The sequence below is a fragment of the Akkermansia muciniphila genome (genome assembly GCF_030848305.1).
Classification (GTDB): Bacteria; Verrucomicrobiota; Verrucomicrobiia; order Verrucomicrobiales; family Akkermansiaceae; genus Akkermansia; species Akkermansia muciniphila_A.
Map to the genome: position 1 here is coordinate 2,165,726 of NZ_CP114598.1, position 22,129 is coordinate 2,187,854.

A 22,129-nucleotide genomic window follows, 5' to 3' on the forward strand; every position below is an offset into this window, starting at 1 on the left:
GCATTTCGGAAAAACCTTTCAGGCGTGTTGACGTTTTTTGCCCCTCTCTGCTTTCGTGGTGGGGAATATGGCAAAACAAGTATTGCAGCGGCTCAGTTTTACGGCCGGGGAGCTGACCCCGTGGCTGGCCGGACGCGCCGACCTGGACCCCGTGTCCCGCGGTGCCTCCCGGCTGATCAATTTTCTGGTCAGCCCCTTCGGCGGTCTCCGGCGCAGGCCGGGAACACGCCTGGTCGCCCGCGCGGGATGCCGGGAGGGCATGGTGAGGCTGGTTTCCTTCAAGTACTCCACGGGCGTGCAGTTTATGCTGGAAGTGGGGCGCGGCTATATCCGGTATTTTAAGAATGGCGCTCCTCTGACGGATGCGGAAGGCGGGGCGCAGGAAACGCTTACTCCGTGGAAGACGGATGAACAGGTAAGCAACCTCCGGATGCAGCAGCTGAATGACGTGATTTACTGCGTGGAACCTTCTACGCCGCCTATGACGCTGGCCCGCTACGCAGACGATGACTGGCGGCTGGAAGCATTGGAGTTTTCCGGCATGCCTTATGAGAGTTCCCTGCTGAATGCCGTGCGGCTGGAATGCCGCATGGTGCGGGAGGGAAGCGCCAACAGACTGCTGGCGACGGCGGACGATGATGTATTCACTCCGGAAATGGAGGGAAAGGAGTTTCTGCGCATCACCAGGAAATATGGAGAAACCGTGGCGGAGGGAACCCAGATGCCTTTTTACCATTTAACGACTCTGGACCGGGACCTTTACAAGGGAGAAACTTTTTCCATGAACCGGGAGGATGGCTGGAGGCAGGCTTATACCTGCATCCGCGATTTCAGCCGGGAAAGCGACTACCTGAAAGGAGTGGACCGCCCGGAGCGTTACACGGCCTTTTTTGAAAAAGGGGCCGATGCCAGTACCCGCGTTTATGTCAATGGCGCGTGGACGTTGGAGACGACGGGGACCTGGGATGCGGAATGGGAAATTTGTCGGGGATATCCGGACGGTTCCAATTACCTTCCCAACCGTCCGGAACTGGTGTGGCATTCCGTGAAGAGCTTCCAGCAGAGGGAGGGGTTCCGTAATAATTTCACCCTGAGCGGCAATGAAGAGGAAATGTCCTATTACAAAATCCGCCTCATGGCGTACAAGGGCGGGACCTCTGCGGGAACGCCCGTATTCCGTGCCGCTGCCGGCTCCTTCAATCATGAAGTGGTGGTGGAGGAGTATGTTTCCCCGCGCAGCGCCTATCTTGCGAACGCCCTTCATCTGTCCTATCATACGCTGAGTGACTGTGATACCAATGACTGGTCCTTTGGTGCGTTCGGGGTCCGGAACGGTTATCCGTGCACGGTAGAGTTCCATCAGGGGCGGCTGTGGTTCGGTGGCACGCCTGGGCAGCCCCAGACGCTGTGGGCCAGCAGGGTGGATGATTTTTCCGCGTTTACGCCCGGCATTCCGGCGGATTCCCCCATGATTCTGACCATGGCGGCTTCCCAGCAGAACCGCATTTCCTGGATATCTTCCCTCCGGGGGCTGATGATCGGCACCAGCGAGGGGGAATGGCGTCTGTCCGCCACCAATTCAGAAGGGTTGAATGCCTCTAACGCCGGATTTGAGCGTCATTCCGGAGTGGGCTCCGCTTCCCTGGATGCCCTGTCTGTAGAAAACAGCCTTCTTTTTGTGCAGCAGGGTGGGATGAAGGTCCGGGAATTATTTTATTCTCTGGAGGCTGACGGCTACCAGACAAGGGATGTGAGCCTGTTGTCCGACCATCTGCTGGCGGAGGGAATTGTGGACTGGACTGTGCAGAGGAGCACGGCGTTCCATGTCTGGTGCGTGCTGGGTGACGGCAGCGCCGTATGCATGACCCTGAACCGGGAGCAGAATGTTGTGGCGTGGCATGCGCACCGTTTGGAACACGGCCGTATTTTGTCCGTAGCATCCCTGCGCGGTTCCCGCAACACACCGGATGAGGAAGTATGGTTTGCCGTGGCGCGCGGGGAGGGGGATGAGGCCTGCATTACGGTGGAATGCATGGCGGATGGGAATGCCTGCCTGGATGCCTGCACGGAGGCTGTCGTGAAGGGGGGAACGCTGTCCGGCCTGAGCCATTTGGCGGGATGCGGCGCCTTTCTGGTGGGCGGGGACGGCGCATGCATGGATATCAGCGTTGACGGGAACGGAAATGCCGCCTGTCCCGGAAGAGGGGATGGGGAAGCAGTCTCCGTAGGTCTGGCCGCTCCGGCGGAAGTAAGGACGATGCCCCTGGAAACGCTTGAGACGCTGGGTCGCTTTAAAAAGCAACTAGGTGCGCGCGTCCTGCTTCATGAAAGCACCCTGAAATTCCGCTACGGAACGGGGGCCCCGGAGGCATGGAAGGATTTCCAGCCCGGCAGGTACGGTGTTTCCGAACCTTACTCCGGCTATGTGCGGATGATCCACAACTATGGTATGGATGAGCAGTCTTCCTTTGCCCTCCGTGTGGAGACTCCGGCTCCATTTAACCTTCTGGCCCTGGTGCTGGATGTGGAATTGTAGGTGCAGGAGCGCCGCTTACGGCTGTTCGGCCGCTTCCTCATGGGAAAGCATGTGCACAATGACCTTGATGCCGTGTTTTTCCCCGGCCGCCTTCGCCAGGGAGCGAATGGCGGAGGCCGTCATTCCATTGCGGCCGATGATGCGGGCCACGTCCGTTTTTTCCAGAATCAAACGGAAGCGGACGGCGTCTCTCTGCGGGGATTCCGCAACGCGCAATTCCGCCTGTTCCGGGTGTTGCACGAATTGCAGAGCGATCAATTGCAGGTACTGGCGGATTTGTTCTACAGCAGGATGCATGAAGGGAAATGTGGGTTATTTTCATGAACCCTACTATAAAGCCGCCTGATTGAAAAGATGCAATTCCAGGCATTCCCTGAAAAAGAAAGTCGCCCCGACCGTAAAACGGCCGGGGCGCCCCAACTACCCTATGAAACTGGATCGGTTAAGATCCAGAGAGCTTTTTTAACGAGCGCTCACCTGCTCGGGGCGCAATATAGTGGAGGAAAAGGGGATACGCAAGTATTTTTTCATGGGAACAATGTTTTTATTCAATGGAAACAGCATTATATTTTTACCTCATTTTGACAATATCGGGCCGGAAGGAATGGTGGTTGTTATTATCATGAAATCATCTTCCGGGAAGCAGTTCATAAGTGAACCCCTTCAGGTATTCCGTTTCCGGAATATTCAATAAAACCGGATGATCCGCTCTTTGACCATGTTGCTGCATCAGGCGCAGGGTGGCCGGAGCGTCAATGGCGGCGTCAAGCACACTCTCACGGAACAGGTCCGCTCCGGCGTGGTGGGAACAGCAGAAGGTGGAAAGGATGCCTCCCGGGGCCAGAAGCTTCATGGCGCGGAGGTGGATTTCCTTATATCCGCGCATGGCGTCATGCACGGATTTTTTGTTTCTGGTAAAAGAGGGAGGGTCCAGGATAATCAAATCCCATTTGTGTTCTCCTCCGTCCCGGACGAGGGCCGCTTCCTTTTTCAGGAAGTCGAACGCATTATCCGTGACGCACTGCACGGAGACTCCGTTCAGGCAGGCGTTCCGCGCTACGGCGTCCATAGCGTCCTGAGAAACGTCCACGGCCGTTACTTCCGAAGCTCCGGCCAGGGCGCAGGCCAGGGCGAAACCGCCCTGGTTGCAGAAGCAGTCCAGCACGCGTCGTCCGCGGGCGAAGCGCGCTACGGCGGCGTAATTGTCAAGCTGGTCCAGATACAGGCCGGTTTTTTGTCCCGTCTGAAGGTCAATCATGAATTGCACGCTGCCGCTGCGTGCGGCAAAAGGTTCTGGTTGCTGCCCCCGCGCCACCCGGACGGAGGGGGCAATCCCCTCCGCCGCCAGCATGGGGGAATCATTCCTGACAATAATCCCGCGGGGAGAAAGAAGGTCTTCCAGAACATTCAGGATGATGGGGAGGCGGCGTTCCATGGCGATCGTCAGCGTCTGGACGACCAGATAATCCGCGTAACGGTCCACAATGAGGCCGGGAAGCCCGTCGGATTCGCTCCAGACGAGCCGGGTGAGAGTTTCTTCCGGAAGCAGACGGCGGCGCAGTTCCACTGCCTGGCTGATGCGCCTGGAAAAGAAATCTCCGTTCAGTTCCTGTTTGCGGCGGGAGAAACGCCGGGCGACGATCTGGGAATGGGGATTGAACATGGCGGAACCCAGAAAGCGGTCCTTGAAATCCTTCAGGGCCACGACGTCCCCCGGCTGCGGGTTGCCGAAGACCTTGCGCACTTCCGTGCCGTAAACCCAGTCGTGTCCTTGAAAAATACGTGCTCTTGGAGAAATAATCAAACCTGCCATGTCAGGAAAGGCAATACATGATCGGGGGGGAAAGTTCAAGGGTAATGCGGGCGGTTTCCTGAACGGATGGGGAAAGGGAAGAGGCCTCCGTACCCGGGGATTTTTTGCGCAAGTGCGCCGCCGTGCATCATTCCGGGACTATTTCGGTTGAAAATGCCCAGAAACGCAGTAAAATAGGGCGCGTTATGAAAGTAGAAACTTTTGAAACTCCCCAGGATGCTGCCAAGGCTTTGGCAGGAGAAGTTGCGGAATTGATCCGTACGCGCGCCGCTGAAGGCAAAAACGTGGTTCTCGGCCTTGCCACGGGCGCCACTCCGCTGCCTTTTTACGCGGAACTGGTTCGCATGCATAAAGAGGAAGGCCTTTCCTTTGCCAACGTCATTTCCTTCAATCTGGACGAATACAGCGGCCTGGATCGTGACCATCCGGAGTCCTACTGGTATTTCATGCACACCAACCTTTTCAACCACATCGACATCAAGCCGGAAAACATCAATCTGCCCTCCGGCACGGTGAAGGATGATGAAATTGCCGCCCACTGCGCCGCCTATGAACAAAAGATCAAGGACTGCGGCGGTATTGACCTCCAGATTCTCGGCATTGGCCGGACTGGCCATATCGGCTTTAACGAACCCGGCTCTGATGACACTACCATTACCCGGCAGGTTCATCTGGACGAATTGACCCGTTCCGATGCCGCTCCCGCTTTCGGCGGTATTGAAAATGTTCCCACCACCGCCATTACTATGGGCGTGGCTACCATCATGGGCGCTCGTGAAGTGGCTCTGATGGCCTGGGGAGAAAAGAAGGCGTCCATCGTGAAGAAGGCTGTTCAGGGGCCTGTGACGGTGGAGGTGGCCGCCTCCTACCTTCAGAAGCATCCGAACGCCAAGTTCCTTCTGGACAAGGGAGCCGCTTCCCAGCTTTAATTTTATTACGTTGTAGCAACGGAAACGCCGTCTTTCCCGGTTTCGTGGAAAGGCGGCGTTTTTTATGGGATGAAGGAAAGCGGGAGCTTCTTCTTTCCATGGAGGTTATATGGGAAATGCCGCCTATTCAGGCGAAAGGGAACTGGAAAAGGAAAGCGTCTCCTGCAAGGAATACCCGGATATGGACCAGGCATTGGAAGCGATGAAGAAGGCCGTTACCGATTGGGAGAAGAAATTCCAACAAGAAGTCTGGGACTATGTCCAAAAACTTCCGGATGATGCGAATAGCCGTCCTTATTGTGCAGGGCAAAAAGTCTTGAATGAAGCGATCAGGAGTGTTATCGCTTTAGCGGATGCCAACGGCTGGACCCGGGTTCCCCGGAACGTCACGGTGCCGGGAGTAACGGAACCTGTGTGTTCCCTTCCCCCGGTCAACGGTGAAGAAAACTAAATGTTTCTTTATTAAAGCATGAATAAAGCCTGTCTCTTCGTCAATTTGTTGGTTGGCGTGTTTCTGGCCGGTGCCGCCCTGGGCGATCAGGCGGACAACGGCCTGGAATGCACCATCAAGATGGAAAAAACTTTCTTTGACGTAAGAGACAGGCTACGGGATTTTACGCTCGTTTTTACTAACAAAGGAAAAGAGCCTGTCCGGCTTTATGATGGTTTTTATCCTGATCCAACTTTAGGTCCTCATATCATGATAAAACTTTGGAGCCAACAAACAGGGAAGGAGAAGAAAGAAGTTGGCTCGTATCTGGGAGCCTACCACGTTAACCCGATGTTTCAGGACATCCGGTTTATTACCTTGAAGCCCGGAGAAAAACACGAAGTCCCCATTAAGGACGTTTACTTGCTGGTGGAATTTCTCCCTGAGACGCTGCGTTTGTCCAAGGGAGAAACCTACTTGCTGGAAGTGGAGTACATGGATGAGCGCGGCGAACCGGGAGTTCGCAGGACATACAAGGGAGAGACAAAATTCTGTACTAAGCCTTAACAAATGATTAAAATATCCTCGCTTATATTCGATGAGGGAGGATTTTTCCTTTGTGGAAGCCAGCTCATTTCCTGGGGACTTTCCGGGCGACGGCCAAACTCTCGCTGTGATGAAAAAAATTTTCCGGTATTTAGCACTTCTGGCAAGCCTGTCCCTCCATGCAGCGGCATGGGGGGACATGGCCGACAACGGAGTGGAATGTTCCGTGGTGATGGAAAAGACCCGGTTTGACGCGAGGGAGGCTTTTCCTGACTTCAAACTGGTGTTCACGAACAAGGGTGAAAAGACCGTTCGCCTGTTCGACGATGTTTATCCTATTGTACGGTTTGTTGAACCTAGGAGAGAGGCTAGACCTAATATCCGTATCGAAATATGGCAAAAAGAGGGAGGGGAGAGATATGGGCACATGGTGGGCAAAATAAAGACTCCAATAGCCTGTTATGGACCAGGGTATAAACTCGAAAAGGTAGCGGCTTTGATGCGCTTCATTACGTTGAAGCCGGGAGAAAAGCATGAAGTCCCCATCAAGGAAGCTTACCTGTTGCTGACGTATTTTGACCGTCTTCGCAATGATCAGAACTACGAGTTGGAAGTACGTTTCAGGGATGAATGTGCGGAACCCGGTGTTCGGAGGGTGTATGTAGGGAAGGCAGCATTTCATACGTCGAGCCGGTCGCCCAAAGGAGTGCCTCGGTGAATATTCAAGCTCGTGCTGTGATGAAAAAAATCTTCCAGTTTTTAGGACTTCTGGCAAGCCTGTCCCTCCATGCGGTTGCATGGGGGGACATGGCCGACAACGGAGTGGAATGTTCCGTGGTGATGGAAAAGACCCGGTTTGACGCAAGATAGACGTTCCCTGACTTCAAACTGGTGTTCACGAACAAGGGAGAAAAGACCGTTCGCCTGTTCGACGACTTCTATCCCCTCAAGGAATATGGACCTAATATCGACATCGAAATATGGGGAAAAGAGGGAGGGGAGAGATATGGGTACATGGTGGGCAAAATAGAGACTCCAAAAGCCCGTTATGGACCCTTGTATTTGCTTGAACGGGCTGCGGACGAGATACGTTTCATTACGTTGAAGCCGGGAGAAAAGCATGAAGTCTCCATCAAGGAAGCTTATTTATTGCTAACGTATTTCGAACACCTTCGCAATAACAAGAATTACGAGCTGGAAGTACGTTTCAGGGATGAATGTGCGGAACCTGGTGTTCGGAGGGTGTATGTAGGGAAGACTGAATTTCGTACGTCGAGCCGGTCGCCCAAAGGAGTGCCTCGGTGAATGTTCAACGTGGATTCAATGAGAATGGTGAAAGTCTCTTTTCATCACGTCTGAGGTGTGTTGTTGCTTCTTTGAGGTTCCCGGTAGGATTTGTGCCAGTCACCTGTGCATCAGAGGAATATTCCCTACCAGCGGAAAATACCGGTATTCTCAAATTTTGAGCAAGGGGCAGGCAGGGTAGACTTTGATGTGGAATCATGGGATGGCAACAGGTCTGTGGGAAACTGTTGACCCCTTCCACGGTGCCTGAAGGATTTTTCCGGACAGTAAAAGGCTGCAGCTATTTGAGCCATGCCAGAAATTCATGGTTGCCGTCCGTTCCCGTGATAGGGGAGGGTTCGCACCCCATCCAGGAACGGTTCAGCTCCTCCGTGACGAAAGTGCGTATGGAGTCCACCGCCCGCTGGTGCAAAGCCGGATCCCGGACGATGCCGCCGGGGCCTATGTCTTCCGGCTGAAGTTCAAACTGGGGCTTGATGAGCACCAGGGCGTCTCCTTCTTTTTTCAGCAGGGGAAAGGCGGCTGGCAGGATTTTTTTCAGAGAGATGAAGGAGACGTCGGAAACGATCAGATCCACTTGTTCCCCAATATCCTCCGGAGTCATGTAGCGGGCGTTGAATTTTTCCTTCACAATGACGCGGGGGTCCTGACGCAGTTTCCAGACGAGCTGGTTGGTTCCTACGTCTATGGCATGCACTCTGGCGGCTCCGTGCTGAAGCAGGCAGTCCGTGAAGCCTCCTGTGGAAGCCCCAATGTCAAGGCAGACCTTGCCTTCCGCAGAAACGGGGAAGGCGTTCAGGGCTCCTTCCATTTTCAGGCCGCCGCGGCTGACATAGCGGGGACGGTTTCTGATGGCGATATCCGCGTCTTCATTGACCTTGAGACCGGGCTTGGTGGAGGGATGCCCCCCCACGCTCACTTCTCCGGCAATGATGAGCCGCTGGGCCAGCTCCCGGGATTCTACGAGATTGCGGGAAACCAGAAGGATATCGAGTCGTTGCTTGCTCATGATTCGGAAAAAGATGTGCACGCAGGTATTTCATGAAACCGCATGAAGAATCAAGAAAAACCGAGCGCAGAGAGGCATTCGGGCGTAAAAATGCGGCATTCCTCGTACTGGAGCATTTTACGATTGATTCAAGGCCGGTTTATAGGAGACTCTGCGGCGGATGGAACACCGCTACAGGCAATTGATGCGCAAAGTCAGGCTTTACCTGCTGACGGAGGTGCGCAAAAAATCGTGGACCAGCAAGTTCCTTTCCGCCAGGGTTTTTGATTCTGTTTACTGGTCGTGGAACAGGCAGTCCGTAGCGACGGGCGCCGCCTGGGGGGCTGCCGCAGCGATTGCCCCGCTTCCCATGCAGAGCCTGTGGGGCGTTTTCGCCTGCCTGTGGCGCAAGGGCAATATTCCCGTAGCCATTCTGATGGCGTGGCTTTCCCCCCCGGCTTTACTTTTTTTGCCATTCCCGCTCAATGGTGGCTGGGATGGTTTCTTTTTTCGGTTTTGGGGCTCCCTACGTCCGGAGCGAACTGGGAGATGCTGAAAGCGGGAGTTCAACAGTGGTCCTGGGAGCCGTTTGGCGGATTGAGCATCGGCATGGTAAGCCTGGAATTCGCAGCGGGCTGGATTGTTTCCAGCGTGGTTCTGGGTGGACTGTGCTACGGACTGGTGCAGCTGGGGTGGAGGATAGGCCATTTCCTGCACGGCAAAAGAACGAGCGGCGAGGCGTAAAAAACTGCCGCCTAGGTAAGGCAACGCAACCGGAAAGCCGGGCAGTCCGCAGAAATCAGACGGCTACTTCCATCAGCAGAACGGTTGAGTTCTGAAGGGCTTCCATGGAGACGGTTTCCGTATCCGTAATTCCGGCTCCGTCCCGACTGTGCAACACTGCATCTCCTATTTTTATTTCTCCTTCTATCACGAAGATGTATACGCCCGTGTTCCGTCCCTTGAATTGGTATTCCCGTTCTATGCCCCTGTCCAGCTCCGCCCAGGAAAACCAGGCCTGCTGCATGATGGAAATATCCGTTTCCGGGGCCAGGAAGGTAGAAATTTCATTGTGTTTCAGCAGGGGAGCAATGTTGTAATCCCGGTATCTGGGAGGCGCGTTGACTCTGTCCGGAATAATCCATATTTGCAGGAATTCCAATGGTTCCGTGGGGCTGTCGTTGAATTCGCTGTGCAGGATGCCCGTTCCGGCGCTCATCACCTGAATTTCTCCTCGGGTAATGGTGTGGCTGTTGTTCAGGCTGTCTCCGTGGCGGAGTTTTCCTTGCAGAGGGATGGAAACCACCTCCATATTTTTGTGCGGATGGGCGCCGAAGCCTTCTTCCGGGAGAACAGTGTCGTCGTTGAGTACGCGCAGAGCTCCGAATTGCATGCGTTCCGGGTTGAAATAATTGGCGAAGCTGAACGTGTGGTATGTGTCCAGCCATCCGTGGTTGGCATGACCACGGGTGGATGCCCGGTGAATGGTAATGTTCATGATTGTCTGGGGTAGTAAGAGCGGCTTTCCGCCTGTAAAGTGTTTGACTGGATGAAACGCGGGGATGTTCAAGGCGGATGACATCATTTCCGGTGCCGTAAAATAAATAGGCAACACAAATTGATGGTGCAATGTCTCTTCTTTTAAGGTAGCGTACCGAAGCACCTGTGCAAAGAAGACAAGGCTTATGGCTCAGCGGACATTTATGAGATGGATTAAGGGGCTGATTCCCACAGTGATTATTTTGCTGGGGGCGTTGTTGCTGGGGTGCGTATGCTGCATTTCCATCTGGGGGGTGCCCTCCTTCGTTGTGCAGCGGGTGGAACAGGTTCTTCTGGAAAAGGGCATCCCTTCCCATATAGGGACGCTGAAGGTTGCTCTGTGGCCCCGTGCCGTCGTGACACTGAAAAACGTGGAGTTGCTGGATCCGGAGGCTGCGCCGGAAACGCGCCGGCCCATAGTTTTGCTGCATGAGGCGGATGTGGCTCTGAATTGGAAAAAACTGATAGACGGGCAAGTAGTGCCGGAGCGGGTGAATGTGAAGGGGATGGACGTCACCCTGCCCGTAGATGCAGGGAATCCGGAGAAAGTTTTTTCCGCAACGGGGGTGAACGCGGAACTGAATCTGGAGCGTCCCGGCATGGTGGACATCGTTAATGCGGACGCCGTGGTGCAGGGCATCCGGGTGTCGGCCCAGGGGGCATTTTCCATGGGGCAGGATGATTCCGGCGACTTTACGCTGACGGCTCAGGACATGGCCGCCGTCAGGGAACAGTTGAATCAGGCGCTGAATTACATGGACCGGGTGAAGTGGCCTGAATCATCTCCTCCGCGCCTGATTGTCAATTTAAGCGACGATCCGAAAGGCGGCGTGCGTGTGGGCATGGATTTGCAGGCGCCTTTCCTCAGGTACGGAAAAATCATGCTCAAGGATTTTCTGTTCAGCGGGGACTATGCGGATTCCGTCATTATGGCCAAGCGTTTTACCATGCGGGATGCGGAAACGGCCGGTTTCGTCAGCCTTTCCCTCCAGGCCGATTTGAAAAAGCGCACGCTGATTTGGGATGTCCGCAGTACGGCTCCGCTGGTTTCCTGGGCGGTGGCTATTGTTGATGAAGCTCTGGTGCCGCGGGAAATGAAGTTCCTGAGCGAGCCGCATGTGCAGCTATCCGGGCGTGCGGTTTTTTCGGAAAACTGGGAGGGCGTGGCGCATCTGAATGTTTTAGGGTCCGGTTCCTTGGGAGCGTTTTCCGTGCTTGGGGAAAAATTCCAGAGGGCTTCCTGCGATTTCAGTTACGAAAACGGTAATTTCTATGTAACTGATCTGGACATAAGGCATCCCGGAGGCAGTTTTTCCGGCAAGGTGATGGGAGTGGACGGGGAAATCAAGATAGACGTGCACAGCACATTGCCCATGAATGCAATGCTGGGCATGGCCCGCTCTCTTGCGCCGGAGGATGCGAAACTGCCGCCAACGTTGGAAATCAGGGGAGACCCGGAATTGAAGGTGTACGGTTCCGTGGATATGGGGAAGGGCTGGAAAGGGCCGCTCCGGGTGGACCGCCTCCGGATTGAGGCTTCCGTGACGGATGTCTTTTACCAGGGGGTGGAATTTGTTTCCGCTGCGGCCAGGGCGGAATTGATCGGCCGTTCCATTAACGTCACCCAATTGGACTTGGTGCGGAATGACGGCCGGGTGAGGCTGGAAGGCAGCTACCTGGGCACTGACCTTGTTTTTACGATGGAATCGAATCTGGAACCTGGACTGCTGGTGACTCTGGCCGGGAATTCGGTTCCTGTTCCTGAGAATTTGCAACTTCCGGAAAAAGCGGTTTTATGGGTTCACGGCAGGCTGGATATTCCGGAGGGCAAGCCTGTGGAGCCGACGCTGGTCCGCGCGCGCATCCATGCGGAAAACCTGGCTTGGAACAAGGTTTCCGTTAAGACGGCGGATGTGGAGGCGGAATACCGTCCCAACCAGCTTTTTGTGCAAAACTGCCGGATAGAAATGGAGAAGGGCGTTTTTGAGTTATTCGCCAACGGTTTTCTGGACGGTCAGATGTTTATCATGGGGCAGTCCACGGTTCCGCTGCAAACGATAGACCAGTTGTTGAGCATAAAGGATGACGACTTTTTAATGAGCCGCTTTTCCTTCCGCCAGGATTCTGGCCTGGAACTTTCTTTCCAGGGGACATTGGGCCTGTACAATCTGGAAAAGGCTTACGACTTGCAGGCTACTGTTTCCGCAACCAACACGCGCTACAAAGGGGTGGATTTGAAGTCCGCCCGGGCGGATGCCCATCTGGTGACGGACCAGCTGGTGCTGACCAATGTGACGACTGTGGTTTCCAATGGGAATTACCTGTCTTCCGCCGGATTGTCCGGAGGTCCTTCGGAATGCACGCTCAAGGCCAAGAGCATAGATTTCCGTTTTGTGCAGGATACGGTGGAAGTGCTTGGCCTGGAGGGACAGGCCTATCCCGGCTATACTCTGCGGATGTTTTCCGATAGCGCCGCCAGGGTATTGAAGGAGTTCGTCTTTACACGGCCCGTAACGCTTTCCGGCGGCGGCATGTTCCCGATGGGGGACGACATGAAGCTGATGAAGGGGCGCATCCGCTTTGACGCTTCCGCCGGGCGCGTGCGCTATCCCTTGCTGGGTACTACGCTGGACCTCGGAAAAACAAAGGGAGAAGTGCTGCTTTCTCCGCAGTGGGTGGTTGTGGACAAGATGAAGGGAACCATCTGGGACGGTTCTTTTACGGGCCGTGTCCTGGCACAGATTGACGATGGTGATGCCCTGAACGGTTCCTTTGTACTCCAGGATATGAACCTGGCGTCCATTGGGAAATCCTATGACAAGAAGATGGAGAAAGCCACTGTGCACGGCGCCATTGAATTTTCATCCAGAGGCGGCAACATGAATTCTATTCAGGCGAAGGGGGAGGCGGCCCTGGTGCATGGAGACCTGGTGGAAATTCCCCTGTTCGGATTTTTGGGGGAAGCCCTCTCCAATTATATTCCGGGACTGGGGCATCTGATCAATTACAAGATATCCAGGGCCGATTGCGATTTTTCCATTGAAAAGGGTTATGTGCGCACCAGTAACTTCGCGGCCCAGGGAAGCAACATGTCTCTGGAGGGCGGGGGCTGGGTACGGCTTTCCGACCTGCAGGTCAATTCAGATTTCAAGCTGGGGCTGCGTGGCCTGCCGGGGCTGATTACCTCCCCCGTCTTCCTTCTGGCCGGCGGGTTGTTCCAGGTGCGCGGCACGGGGCCTTTAAGCAATGTTTCCTGGAACTTCGCTCCGTTCTCCGGAGGGAAAGCCCCTGTTCCACCTGCGCCGGCCTCCATCCGGAAGAGGTAGCGCATGGCAAAAGGAACATGAAAAGAGACGCTTTGGCCTTCGTCAAAAGAAGACCTCTTTCCCGCCTTCGTCTGTTTCATGGTCCGCGTCAGGAAGAGAGCGCCATCCGGGGCCGGCAAAACATCGTCATCATGCCGACGATCGCCCATCAATCAGAGGGGGACGCCTCCCGCGCCCTGCGCGGAAAACGCCCCCCTCCTTACTTCCTTGATGACTTCAGGTATTACTGAAGAATTGTTCCTAGAAACTCCTGGCCACACCGGCATTGACGCGGTGGTACAGGGAGTTTCCTCTCGCTTCCAGGCTGTAGCCTCCGTACACGCTCCAGCGCTCATTGCACTGCAGGGACGTGTTGTACTCCGCGCGCAGGCCGTGCCGTTCCGGGCTCACCGCCCTCCCTCTCCAGCTCATGTCGCTGTACGGGCTGTACACCGTTCCTTCCGGCGCGTCCTGCAGGACGTCTCCCACGTAGGACACGCGCAGGGCCTGCGCCCACGGCCTTCCCTTCCATTCGTCCGTCCTGCCTATTTCCAGCCCCGCGGGAATGGACAGGCGCTTCAGCGTCGCCCCTCCGAAATCACGGCCGTACCCTCCCTGTTCCCGGAAGGCGTCCTGCGTGCCGTGCGTGAATTCCACCCTCAGGAAGGGCGTCAGCCTCCACCCTCCGGCATAGTCCGCCGTCCGGGACACTTCCGCCTGCGCCAGCCACGTCTCGTTGTTCCATTTGGCCGCGGATGCCGGAGCTCCGCCCAGGCGGCTGTTCATTTTGTTGTGCGTCTCCGCCCACGTGAGGCTTCCCTTGAAGGTCCAGCGGGCGCGCCTGCTTTCTTCCAGCAGACGGCCCCAGTACAGGGAGCCCATCCGGGTGTCCTGCGTGTTCCGGCCCTGGAAGTCCCGGCTTTTGGCATGCCCGTAGAGCTGGCCGAAGGCGATCCCCCAGATGCCGTTGTCATGGCCGAACCCGCTGTCCGCCCCCACGGAGTAGCCGCCTCCGTTGTAGTCGTAGCCGTCCACGCCTCCCCGGCTGCGCTGCCGGGCGAAGTCTCCCAGGCCCATGCCCCAGAGGTCGCGCGCATGCTTGTCGGCCAGGCGGAAGGCGTTCAGGCGGGAAAGGACATTGCCGCCCAGGGCCGCCGCGTTGGAGGCCGAGCTCCAGAGGGAGTTGAAGGCCAGCTCACCGGCCAGTTCCGGGTCAATGCTGCTGATGGGGGTTCCGTCCGCCTTCCAGACCAGCTGGAGCTGTTCGGCATAGCCGTCCCCGTCGGCGTCCGTCCACCGGTGGCTCCAGGTTCCCGTGTAGGAGTAGGGGGAGTCCACCCGGTCCGTTCCCGTGGCCTGGGAGACGACCCCGTCAAAGTTTCCCTGAAGGGTGTGTTCCGCGTCCGTCAGCACGTGGAAGACGCGGTCCTGTTTCCAGGAGCGGTCCGCGTAGAAGAAGGGGGCGTTGGAGCCCGTGTCCGCCACGCCGATGAGGCCTCCGGCCGTGAAGGATTGGGCTGCGGAGAGCGTCAGGCCCGGGCCGAAGTCCGGCCCGGCCTGGAGCTGGTGGCGCATGTCGAAGGTGAAGCCGCGGGAGAAGTCGGCGGTGTTGGCGTTGATGAAGGCGCTGTCTCCGGGGCGCAGCACGGCGTCCCTGCCGGAGAGGGAGAAGGAGGTGGCGTTGGCCGTGCTTCCTCCGGTGATTTCCAGTGTGCCCTGCCGCACCGTCAGGGAGGAGCCTTGGTCGTTAATGATGTCTTCAAGATTCCTGCCGAAGACGGCGCCGTGTTCCAACAGGAGGGCGCCGCCATAGAGGGTGGTGTCGGCCACGAAGTTGTTGTACCGGCTGGCGGCGAGGTGGGCTTCATCCCCCTGGTAGAGTTCGCCGCTGAAAATGATGGTTCCGTTTGTGTCGTGAACCTTCCCTTCCTCATCCGTGTAGCGGTTGAGCGTGAAGGTTTCCCTGGCGTCGGGCAGTATGTCCGAAGTGATCGGGTCGTTGAAGCGGATTTCGCGCCCCTGCGCCGCGGCAAGCGTCAGCACGGTATTGCCGTCGTTTATGTGAATGGCATTGGCGATGCCGTTTCGTAACGTATCCAGGGAGAATGCATTCCCGTCGAAGACTCCCCCGGTCATGTTGCCGCTGAAGAGCACGTCCTTCGTCAGAGCATGGAGGGAAAGGGCAGCGCTTGAGGAAACGTGAATAGCTCCTCCTGATGTTGTGGCATAGTTGTTCATGAATGTTGCCCCGTCTTGGAAGATAAAATCGGAGCCGGCGGCAACAATTGCTCCTCCAAAAGCGCTCTGTGATGAATTAATAACTTGATTTCTGGCGAAAACAGCGTTGCTTCCAAGAGTGATTGTTCCGCCGTAGCTGTAAATGGACCCGCCATAGATATGGTTTCCACGATAGCTGGCGATTCTGGACGAATTATCGAAAAAGGCAGCGTTGTCCCCTATGGTCACGCTCCCCCCGCTGTTATAAATCACACCAGCATACAGGTCGTATTCCGAAGTGGACATAATCACATTGCCGGAGAAGATTGCTCCGTTCCCCATGGTCAGGTGATTGTCGATATTCATAATCAATCCACCGTTCCCGGCAGATTTCCCAGCAACGTCTGAAACACGAGTATTGTTGTGGAAAACGACACCGTCTCCAAACGTTGTGGGAGTGCTAACTTCCACTACGTAGTATCCATCATCGCACTGGGTAAACTGGACCCGGCCCGTTATTTTTATGGAAGAAGCCTCTAACTCATCAGTAATGAGGGGCCGGCTGAAATTGCTCCAGATGATGGAATCCATTTCCAGAATCACGTTGTCTTGCTGTTTTGCGGGAGCATACAGTTGCTTGTCAAGACCCAGCCCGGACAGGTTGATGGTGCGGAAAGTTCCCGAATCATTGGAACGAAAATTGACGGCGGCCGGCAGGCTGGTTTTCAGGGTAGCATCGTCATTGTGCAGAATAACGGTGTCTCCGGAAGACAGAGTCCCGGAAACGGCCAGTTCCTGAAGCGTGGCGTATACGTTCCGGTCCTTGTTGGTTGTCTGGGAGGCATCCACCATGAATTCCGCCGCGGTAGCGGCGGAAGCCAGTGTTACGGCAACAAGGAAGTGTGTCAGGAGAAAACGGCGTAATGTTAATGGAATAGTAATTTTCATAATAATTATCATTAATATGAGGACGCCGCATCATAGGAGGATTTTTAATCCGCTGTCAATCCTATTAATTTGATAGGAATTAATTTTTTCATATCGTTTTGGCGGATGTTTCGGGAAAAATAATAAGAATATATTGACCATGAACATATAACAACGCAACTTCAACCAAGGGGTAAAACAGACGGCTGTACTTTTCCGGGTCACAAAACGCCGGACTTCTCCAGAAAAGCATATTCCAGGGAAATTAGAATATTTTCTAATATATTCATTGTTAAAACGTTATTTTAACAGCGGATTAAAAATCCGCTGTCAGCAACCCTTTTCCCCGGCGCCATGAAAACCTTTGAAGATTATCTGGAACCGTTTTATCCTTAATTATTTATTCTTTTTATGAAAGAATATTGCATTCCAATGTTGTTTCCGGGCAACTTGGGGGTACGTTCCCTTCCGGGGAAATTCGGAGAATGAATTTTTGTTGAAATTTTGTATTTCCCTTTTCCCCGGAGATCACGGGAATCAATGGATGCGGGCATGAAGAACCCCTTCTGTAACGCAGGTGGTAAGGGAGACGGATAAACGCCCATCAAAAAGGCCGGGAGCCGGATTTTAGCCGTGTGCGCGGGCCGCGGGAAAGAACAGGGCAGGGAGAAAGCTGGGGGAAAAGGGGCGCCTTGCAGATGCCGGCGCCCCTTTGAAAAACGGTGAATGCGCTATTTGCCGGATTTGCCCAGCCTGTACCCGGCGTAGGTTTCCGTATTGTACAGGGGCTGATTGTCCGGCACGGCGTAGCCGATGGATTTGCGAATAGCGAGGAAGTCCGCCACGCCTTCCGGCCCCACCTGGTTCAAAGGCGCTTTGTGCAGGCCGGCCATCAGCACCATGCGGCAGTAGGTGTCCGCATTTTCCATGAACCATTCCGCTTCTTCCACGTCACGTGCTCCGGTAATGACTCCGTGGTTTTCCATGAAAACGACGGTGGACTGTTTGGCAGCTTCCGCCACAGCCCGGGCCGTTTCCAGAGAACCGGGCGTTCCGTAAGGGGCCAGCGGGATATGTCCCAGGAAGATATCCGCTTCCGGATTAATTCCGGAGGGGGGAACCTGTCCGGCAAACAGGAAAGCATTGCAGTGTGGGGGGTGGGCATGAATGCAGGCATTGACTCCCACGGATTTCATCATGGCAATGTGCGTTTTCACCTCGCTGGTGGAGGGGCGTATGCCCGCCTTCTGGCGCGCGTCCATGTCCACCATGCAGATGTCTTCCACAGTCATGAAGCCTTTGGAGCACAGGGTAGGGGAGCAGAGCAGCAGGTTCTGGGCCACGCGCACGGAGATATTGCCCCCGTTGCCGTCCACATATTCCCGGTTCCACAGGCGGCGCCCTATGTCGCACATGCGTTCCTTGATGACCAGAATTTCCGGGGAATGGAAGAATTCATTCACTTCCTCCCGCGTGACGGGGTTGTATTTTTCCCATGGGAACACTTTGTCCGGAAGGGGGGGGGAGATTGACCAGTCTTCTGACATATTGAGATGTAATAGCGTGTTATTGATTGAGATTTTCGTAGGCGGCTTCCTGGGAACCCGGCATGTATGTCCGGTAGGTAATGCCGAAGGCGTCCCGGGCCTGCTCCGGCGTAGAGTACACCCCGGCGCCCGCAAAAGCAAACATGGATGCTCCCAATACCGTACTTTCTGAAACTTCAGAGACTTTTACGGGAATCCGGAGAATGTCCGCCCTTATCTGGGTCCAGACGCTGTTTCTGGCGCCTCCGCCCACCAGGATAAGGAATTCGCTTTTGAACCCGCCCACGGATTCCAAACGGCGCAGACGGGATTTCAGCCGCCAGGTGAGCGCTTCCATGGCGGCGCGGTAGATATGGCCGCGTGTTCTTCCCAGAACTAGGCCGTTGATGGAGCCTTTCCGGTCTCCGGAGGCCAGGAAGTCCGGAATCATGGTTACGCCGTCGCAACCGGGAGGGACGACGGCCGCTTCCGCGTCCATGGCGTCATAGGATTCCCCGTGAAAGCAGGCTGCTTTCACCCATTCGATAATGCCGGAACCCAGCCATTGAAGCCCGGGGTTGAGCAGGCTGGATTCCGCGTCGAATTCCGCTGTGGCGCCGTCCTCATAATCTTCCCGGGTCAGCGTGGCCTGCGCGGAGCGCGCCATCAGGATTTCCCATGTGCCGGAGGAAAGGACGGGCTGGTCCTTTGCCGCGCCGGATCCGAAAATGGCGAACTGGGTGTCATGCCCGGCGGAAATGACGGGAATACCCTCCAGGGCTGGGAGATTCATCGCGTCTGCCGCTTCCGGCGTAAGGTGGCCGATAGTTTCCCCTGCATTCACGATGGCAGGAAAGAGGCTGCGTCTCAGGCCGAGGCGGTTCAAAATAAGTTCGGAAAAATCTCCCGTTTCCAGATCCGTGAGCTGGGAGGTCCCTGCCATGGTCCGGTCTGTCGCCATGATGCCGGTGAGCCTGTACGCCAGCAGGTTGGAGATGAAGAGCCACGCATGGGCTTTTTTCAGAAGTTCCGGGCGGTTTTCCTTGAGCCAGATGAGTTTGTAAATGGTATTGAAGGCAAAGGCCCCCACGCCGGAGATACGGTTAAGTTCCTCTTGCGGGATATATTTGCCGATGTTTTTCATGACCTCCGCTGTGCGGGGGCATTTCCAGGAGATGACTGGATAGAGCAGATTGCCGGCGTCATCCACAAGCGCCCCGTCCACGCCAAAGGTGGTAACCGTGGCGGCCACCACCTGTTTGACATCCAGGCCTTCCAGGGCTTTCACGGCACATTCGGAGAGCTGTTTGAAAATCCGGTCGGCGTCCCAGATATGAAATTCGGGATTTTCCTCACCGGGCAGCGTGGCGTTCGGCTGTGCGGCTTTCCCCACAATGACGCCTTGTTCATTCACAACCATGGCGCGCACGTTAGTCGCGCCGCAGTCCAAGCAAAGGGAGTACATGAGTTAAGAGTTAATCGTGAAAAGTTAATAGGAATCCGGTTGAGCTGTTTTGTTAATAGAAATGAGCATGTTAAGGATTTCTGTGCAGTCCTGGTCGATAAAGAATACTTCCTTTTTCGTCAGGCTTCCGGCGGCATGCGGCAGTTTAAGCCATGTATGCGTCTCGGAACATTCCTTCAGGATATGCGGGTTTTGGGAAAGAAATCCCTTCTGCTGCTTCCATAGACAGCTTCGGATAAATTGGCGGCAATGCCCGTACCGGAACGTATGAGCCGGATGGGCAATTCCCGCTTGCCTCCTGCTTTTTCAAGCGCCTGCATCATTGAATGATGCGGCCCGAGAAAGAAAAGCTTTTAGAGGAAACGAGACTTTCTGCCATGTTTTATCCGAAGCTGTTAACTATTACCTATTAACTGTTGCCTTTCGTTTTCAGTATTTCCCGTACAGCGGGCCGTAGTTGGCGCAGGCGCGGAAATCAGCCCCTTCCGGATCCGCAGTGCCGTGGAGACCCCAGGCGGAGGGGCGGTAGATTTGGTCATCCGGAATGTTATGGGCGTATACGGGAATGCGCAGCATGGAGGCCATCGTCAGGATGTCCGCGCCGATGTGGCCGTAAGTAAAGGCTCCGTGGTTGGCTCCCATGTTGGCCATGACGCTGTACACGTCCGTAAAGGCTCCCTTGCCGGTCAGGCGCGGGGCGAACCAGGTGGTCGGCCAGCCCGGATCGGTGCGTTCGTCCAGGGTTTTGTGCACCTCGGCAGGCAGCTCCACGGACCAGCCTTCCGCCACGATCAGAACGGGGCCGAGCCCCTTGACGATGTTCAGGCGCATCATGGTGACGGGGGCGCCGCCCCTGGTGACGTAATGGACGGAGTAGCCGCCGCCGCGGAAGTATTCCCGGTTGGCCGGGCACCAGACGGCTTGCTCCATCATGGTTTTCGCATCGTCCGGGGTGACGTCCCAGTGTTTTTTCATGACGGGCTGTCCGTCCTTGTCCGTGCAGGCCATGCAGCCGTCCAGGGCGGCGGAGCCGGAATTGATGAGGTGGATGATGCCGTCCTTGGCATGGCCTTCCAGCGTATAACCCGTGACGCGCTTCACGGCTTCCGGGCTCCAGTAGGTGCGAACGTCCGCGAAGACGTTGGCTTGTCCGGTCAGCAGATAGCCGAAGAGGAGGCAGGCGCCGTTGAGAGAGTCATTTTCCGTGGCGAAGGGAAGCGGGGCGCGCGGGCCGTTCCAGTCAAAGGTGGAGTTAAGCAAGGTTTCCGCAATGTCTCCGTTCGGGTAAAAGTCCGTCCAGTGGCGCTGGCCCTGGAAACCGCCGGCAATGGCCTGGTAACCCAGGGATTCTTCTTCGCGGTCGATTTTCTTGAGTTTGGGATTGCCCTGCATCATATCGCGGAAGATCATGGCCATCAGCACGCTTTCCCTGAAGGTTTTGCGGCGTCCGGCTTCGTCCAGCTTCAGGTCCGGGCGGTTTTTGTCCTCGGCGAATTTAAAGACGGAGTCCGCCCATTGCATGGCGAGGTCGAATTCCGCTTCGTCATAAATCTTCTGGTCCATGCGGCGGCGCACTTCCGTCATATCCACGGCCTGTACGCGGATGCCCAGGTAATTTTCCCAGAAAGACTGGTCCACGATGGAACCGGCAATGCCCATGGAGCAGCCGCCGATGGAGAGATAGCCTTTTCCGCGGAGGGTGGCTACGGCGAGGCCGGCGCGGCAGAAGCGCAGGATTTTTTCAGCTACGTCTTCCGGAATGGAAGTGTCCGTGGCGTCCTGCACGTCTTTTCCATAAATGGAGAAAGCCGGGAACCCTTTCTGGTTCAGTCCGGCCAGCGCGGCGGCCAGGTACACGGCGCCGGGCCGTTCCGTGCCGTTGAAGCCCCAGATGGCCTTGGGAGTGAACGGATCCATGTCAAATGTTTCACTGCCGTAGCACCAGCAGGGCGTGACGGCCAGGGAGACGCCGACGTTGTTGGCCTTGAACTTGTCCGCGCAGGCGGCGGCTTCCGCCGGGCCGCCGATACAGGTGTCCGCGATTACGCATTTAACGGGTTCGCCGGAGGCGTGACGGATGTTGGCCTCAATGAGGGCCGCCGCCGCCCTGGCCATGTTCATGGTTTGATCTTCCAGGGATTCCCGAACGCCGAGGCGGCGCCCGTCAATCGTGGGGCGGATTCCGATGGTTGGTAATGCTGTTTTCATATTTTGCGTAGGTGATGTGAAGCTGGTCATGCCCGGGCAGGCTCTTCTTCTTTTTTCAGATGAGTGTTGCGGAAGAAGAAGCCGTAGATTAGTACCACGGCAAAGCAGATGATGGGAATAAAGAAGGATGACCGTACCGCTTTTTCCACAAAGTTTTCCTGGGCCGTCTGGAATTGCTTCATATCCAGGGGGCGGGCAATGAGGTTGTCCAGCACTTCCGCCTGGTTCCCGGAGAGCGTGGAGAGAGCGGGAATCAGGGAGAATTGCTGAATTTGCTGTTCTCTTCCGGCAGGAGCGGGGAGGCGTTCCAGATTGGCTTTGAAAACGGCCAGTTCCTCGGGCTTGAGGGAGGAACAGCCGGGCAGGGATTGGGCCGCCTGCTCAAAAGCTGCCCC

At 55.8% G+C, this 22,129-nt stretch carries 21 protein-coding genes; 12 read left to right on the plus strand and 9 right to left on the minus strand.

Annotated features, from left to right (window positions below):
• The first annotated feature begins 67 nt into the window (after window positions 1–67).
• Window positions 68–2,536, plus strand: a complete 2,469-nt coding sequence (locus O4G22_RS09465; RefSeq protein WP_297668410.1) for a hypothetical protein — start codon at window positions 68–70, stop codon at window positions 2,534–2,536.
• A gap of 15 nt (window positions 2,537–2,551) precedes the next feature.
• Here O4G22_RS09465 and O4G22_RS09470 read toward each other — a convergent pair whose 3' ends face one another.
• Both O4G22_RS09470 and O4G22_RS09475 read right to left on the minus strand, forming a co-directional pair.
• Window positions 2,552–2,833 (minus strand): KH domain-containing protein, encoded by a 282-nt coding sequence (locus tag O4G22_RS09470; protein WP_094136228.1) that lies wholly within the window; start codon window positions 2,831–2,833, stop codon window positions 2,552–2,554.
• Between the two features lie 331 nt (window positions 2,834–3,164).
• Window positions 3,165–4,349, minus strand: a complete 1,185-nt coding sequence (locus O4G22_RS09475; RefSeq protein WP_290488309.1) for a class I SAM-dependent rRNA methyltransferase — start codon at window positions 4,347–4,349, stop codon at window positions 3,165–3,167.
• A 185-nt stretch (window positions 4,350–4,534) separates the two neighbouring features.
• On the opposite strand from O4G22_RS09475, the gene nagB reads away from it, so the two are divergent.
• The 6 genes from nagB (at window position 4,535) to O4G22_RS09505 (ending at window position 7,559) form a co-directional block, all read left to right on the plus strand.
• On the plus strand, window positions 4,535–5,278 hold the full coding sequence (nagB, locus tag O4G22_RS09480; protein ID WP_022198221.1) for a glucosamine-6-phosphate deaminase: 744 nt from the start codon (window positions 4,535–4,537) through the stop codon (window positions 5,276–5,278).
• Between the two features lie 181 nt (window positions 5,279–5,459).
• Window positions 5,460–5,729 (plus strand): hypothetical protein, encoded by a 270-nt coding sequence (locus tag O4G22_RS09485; RefSeq protein WP_290488310.1) that lies wholly within the window; start codon window positions 5,460–5,462, stop codon window positions 5,727–5,729.
• Between the two features lie 18 nt (window positions 5,730–5,747).
• Window positions 5,748–6,275 carry a hypothetical protein gene (locus O4G22_RS09490; protein ID WP_290488311.1) on the plus strand — a complete coding sequence of 176 codons (528 nt, stop codon included), beginning with the start codon at window positions 5,748–5,750 and terminating at the stop codon, window positions 6,273–6,275.
• A 31-nt stretch (window positions 6,276–6,306) separates the two neighbouring features.
• Complete coding sequence (locus O4G22_RS09495; protein ID WP_290492085.1) at window positions 6,307–6,972, plus strand: hypothetical protein; 666 nt, start codon at window positions 6,307–6,309, stop codon at window positions 6,970–6,972.
• Complete coding sequence (locus O4G22_RS09500; protein WP_290492084.1) at window positions 6,969–7,124, plus strand: hypothetical protein; 156 nt, start codon at window positions 6,969–6,971, stop codon at window positions 7,122–7,124. The genes O4G22_RS09495 and O4G22_RS09500 overlap by 4 nt, the downstream gene beginning before the upstream one ends.
• 21 nt (window positions 7,125–7,145) lie before the next feature.
• The gene (locus O4G22_RS09505) at window positions 7,146–7,559 is read left to right on the plus strand and encodes a hypothetical protein (protein ID WP_290492083.1); all 414 of its coding nucleotides are present in this window, start codon (window positions 7,146–7,148) and stop codon (window positions 7,557–7,559) included.
• Window positions 7,560–7,839: 280 nt separating this feature from the next.
• Here the strand turns inward: O4G22_RS09505 and O4G22_RS09510 are convergent, their stop codons facing one another.
• Entirely contained in the window at window positions 7,840–8,568 is a 729-nt protein-coding gene (locus tag O4G22_RS09510; RefSeq protein WP_022198225.1) for a TlyA family RNA methyltransferase, read from the minus strand.
• A 42-nt stretch (window positions 8,569–8,610) separates the two neighbouring features.
• On the opposite strand from O4G22_RS09510, the gene O4G22_RS09515 reads away from it, so the two are divergent.
• Genes O4G22_RS09515 through O4G22_RS09525 form a run of 3 tightly spaced genes read left to right on the plus strand, consistent with a single transcriptional unit; the run spans window position 8,611 to window position 9,291 of the window.
• The gene (locus O4G22_RS09515; protein ID WP_306713875.1) at window positions 8,611–8,835 is read left to right on the plus strand and encodes a hypothetical protein; all 225 of its coding nucleotides are present in this window, start codon (window positions 8,611–8,613) and stop codon (window positions 8,833–8,835) included.
• Window positions 8,753–9,103: a DUF2062 domain-containing protein gene (locus O4G22_RS11570; protein WP_430538350.1), complete on the plus strand. Its 351-nt coding sequence runs from the start codon at window positions 8,753–8,755 to the stop codon at window positions 9,101–9,103. The genes O4G22_RS09515 and O4G22_RS11570 overlap by 83 nt, the downstream gene beginning before the upstream one ends.
• Window positions 8,989–9,291, plus strand: coding sequence for a hypothetical protein (locus O4G22_RS09525; RefSeq protein WP_306713877.1), 303 nt, complete (start codon window positions 8,989–8,991; stop codon window positions 9,289–9,291). The genes O4G22_RS11570 and O4G22_RS09525 overlap by 115 nt, the downstream gene beginning before the upstream one ends.
• Before the next feature lie 55 nt (window positions 9,292–9,346).
• Here O4G22_RS09525 and O4G22_RS09530 read toward each other — a convergent pair whose 3' ends face one another.
• Window positions 9,347–10,045 (minus strand): pirin family protein, encoded by a 699-nt coding sequence (locus tag O4G22_RS09530; RefSeq protein ID WP_295979778.1) that lies wholly within the window; start codon window positions 10,043–10,045, stop codon window positions 9,347–9,349.
• A 205-nt stretch (window positions 10,046–10,250) separates the two neighbouring features.
• On the opposite strand from O4G22_RS09530, the gene O4G22_RS09535 reads away from it, so the two are divergent.
• Both O4G22_RS09535 and O4G22_RS09540 read left to right on the plus strand, forming a co-directional pair.
• The gene (locus O4G22_RS09535; protein WP_306701638.1) at window positions 10,251–13,412 is read left to right on the plus strand and encodes an AsmA-like C-terminal region-containing protein; all 3,162 of its coding nucleotides are present in this window, start codon (window positions 10,251–10,253) and stop codon (window positions 13,410–13,412) included.
• 17 nt (window positions 13,413–13,429) lie between these two features.
• Window positions 13,430–13,642 carry a hypothetical protein gene (locus O4G22_RS09540; protein WP_290488318.1) on the plus strand — a complete coding sequence of 71 codons (213 nt, stop codon included), beginning with the start codon at window positions 13,430–13,432 and terminating at the stop codon, window positions 13,640–13,642.
• A gap of 10 nt (window positions 13,643–13,652) precedes the next feature.
• Here O4G22_RS09540 and O4G22_RS09545 read toward each other — a convergent pair whose 3' ends face one another.
• From O4G22_RS09545 to O4G22_RS09560, 5 genes are all read right to left on the minus strand, one after another.
• Complete coding sequence (locus O4G22_RS09545; protein WP_306701639.1) at window positions 13,653–16,556, minus strand: autotransporter domain-containing protein; 2,904 nt, start codon at window positions 16,554–16,556, stop codon at window positions 13,653–13,655.
• Window positions 16,557–17,266: 710 nt separating this feature from the next.
• Window positions 17,267–18,082 carry a class II aldolase/adducin family protein gene (locus O4G22_RS09550; RefSeq protein ID WP_306701640.1) on the minus strand — a complete coding sequence of 272 codons (816 nt, stop codon included), beginning with the start codon at window positions 18,080–18,082 and terminating at the stop codon, window positions 17,267–17,269.
• 19 nt (window positions 18,083–18,101) lie between these two features.
• A complete protein-coding gene (gene fucK / locus O4G22_RS09555; protein WP_306701641.1) occupies window positions 18,102–19,526 on the minus strand; it encodes an L-fuculokinase in 1,425 nt (474 codons plus the stop codon).
• A 24-nt stretch (window positions 19,527–19,550) separates the two neighbouring features.
• Entirely contained in the window at window positions 19,551–19,811 is a 261-nt protein-coding gene (locus tag O4G22_RS11575) for a four helix bundle protein (RefSeq protein ID WP_430538344.1), read from the minus strand.
• Window positions 19,812–19,955: 144 nt separating this feature from the next.
• On the minus strand, window positions 19,956–21,734 hold the full coding sequence (locus O4G22_RS09560; protein WP_094137113.1) for an L-fucose isomerase: 1,779 nt from the start codon (window positions 21,732–21,734) through the stop codon (window positions 19,956–19,958).
• Window positions 21,735–22,129 lie beyond the last annotated feature (395 nt).

Coding starts and splice junctions, on each gene's coding strand:
- O4G22_RS09465 (WP_297668410.1), top strand. CDS start 68: ATGGCAAAACAAGTATTGCAGCGGCTCAGTTTTACGGCCGGGGAGCTG.
- O4G22_RS09470 (WP_094136228.1), bottom strand. CDS start 2,833: ATGCATCCTGCTGTAGAACAAATCCGCCAGTACCTGCAATTGATCGCT.
- O4G22_RS09475 (WP_290488309.1), bottom strand. CDS start 4,349: ATGGCAGGTTTGATTATTTCTCCAAGAGCACGTATTTTTCAAGGACAC.
- nagB (WP_022198221.1), top strand. CDS start 4,535: ATGAAAGTAGAAACTTTTGAAACTCCCCAGGATGCTGCCAAGGCTTTG.
- O4G22_RS09485 (WP_290488310.1), top strand. CDS start 5,460: ATGGACCAGGCATTGGAAGCGATGAAGAAGGCCGTTACCGATTGGGAG.
- O4G22_RS09490 (WP_290488311.1), top strand. CDS start 5,748: ATGAATAAAGCCTGTCTCTTCGTCAATTTGTTGGTTGGCGTGTTTCTG.
- O4G22_RS09495 (WP_290492085.1), top strand. CDS start 6,307: ATGAGGGAGGATTTTTCCTTTGTGGAAGCCAGCTCATTTCCTGGGGAC.
- O4G22_RS09510 (WP_022198225.1), bottom strand. CDS start 8,568: ATGAGCAAGCAACGACTCGATATCCTTCTGGTTTCCCGCAATCTCGTA.
- O4G22_RS09515 (WP_306713875.1), top strand. CDS start 8,611: ATGAAGAATCAAGAAAAACCGAGCGCAGAGAGGCATTCGGGCGTAAAA.
- O4G22_RS11570 (WP_430538350.1), top strand. CDS start 8,753: ATGCGCAAAGTCAGGCTTTACCTGCTGACGGAGGTGCGCAAAAAATCG.
- O4G22_RS09530 (WP_295979778.1), bottom strand. CDS start 10,045: ATGAACATTACCATTCACCGGGCATCCACCCGTGGTCATGCCAACCAC.
- O4G22_RS09535 (WP_306701638.1), top strand. CDS start 10,251: ATGAGATGGATTAAGGGGCTGATTCCCACAGTGATTATTTTGCTGGGG.
- O4G22_RS09540 (WP_290488318.1), top strand. CDS start 13,430: ATGAAAAGAGACGCTTTGGCCTTCGTCAAAAGAAGACCTCTTTCCCGC.
- O4G22_RS09545 (WP_306701639.1), bottom strand. CDS start 16,556: ATGAAAATTACTATTCCATTAACATTACGCCGTTTTCTCCTGACACAC.
- O4G22_RS09550 (WP_306701640.1), bottom strand. CDS start 18,082: ATGTCAGAAGACTGGTCAATCTCCCCCCCCCTTCCGGACAAAGTGTTC.
- fucK (WP_306701641.1), bottom strand. CDS start 19,526: ATGTACTCCCTTTGCTTGGACTGCGGCGCGACTAACGTGCGCGCCATG.
- O4G22_RS09560 (WP_094137113.1), bottom strand. CDS start 21,734: ATGAAAACAGCATTACCAACCATCGGAATCCGCCCCACGATTGACGGG.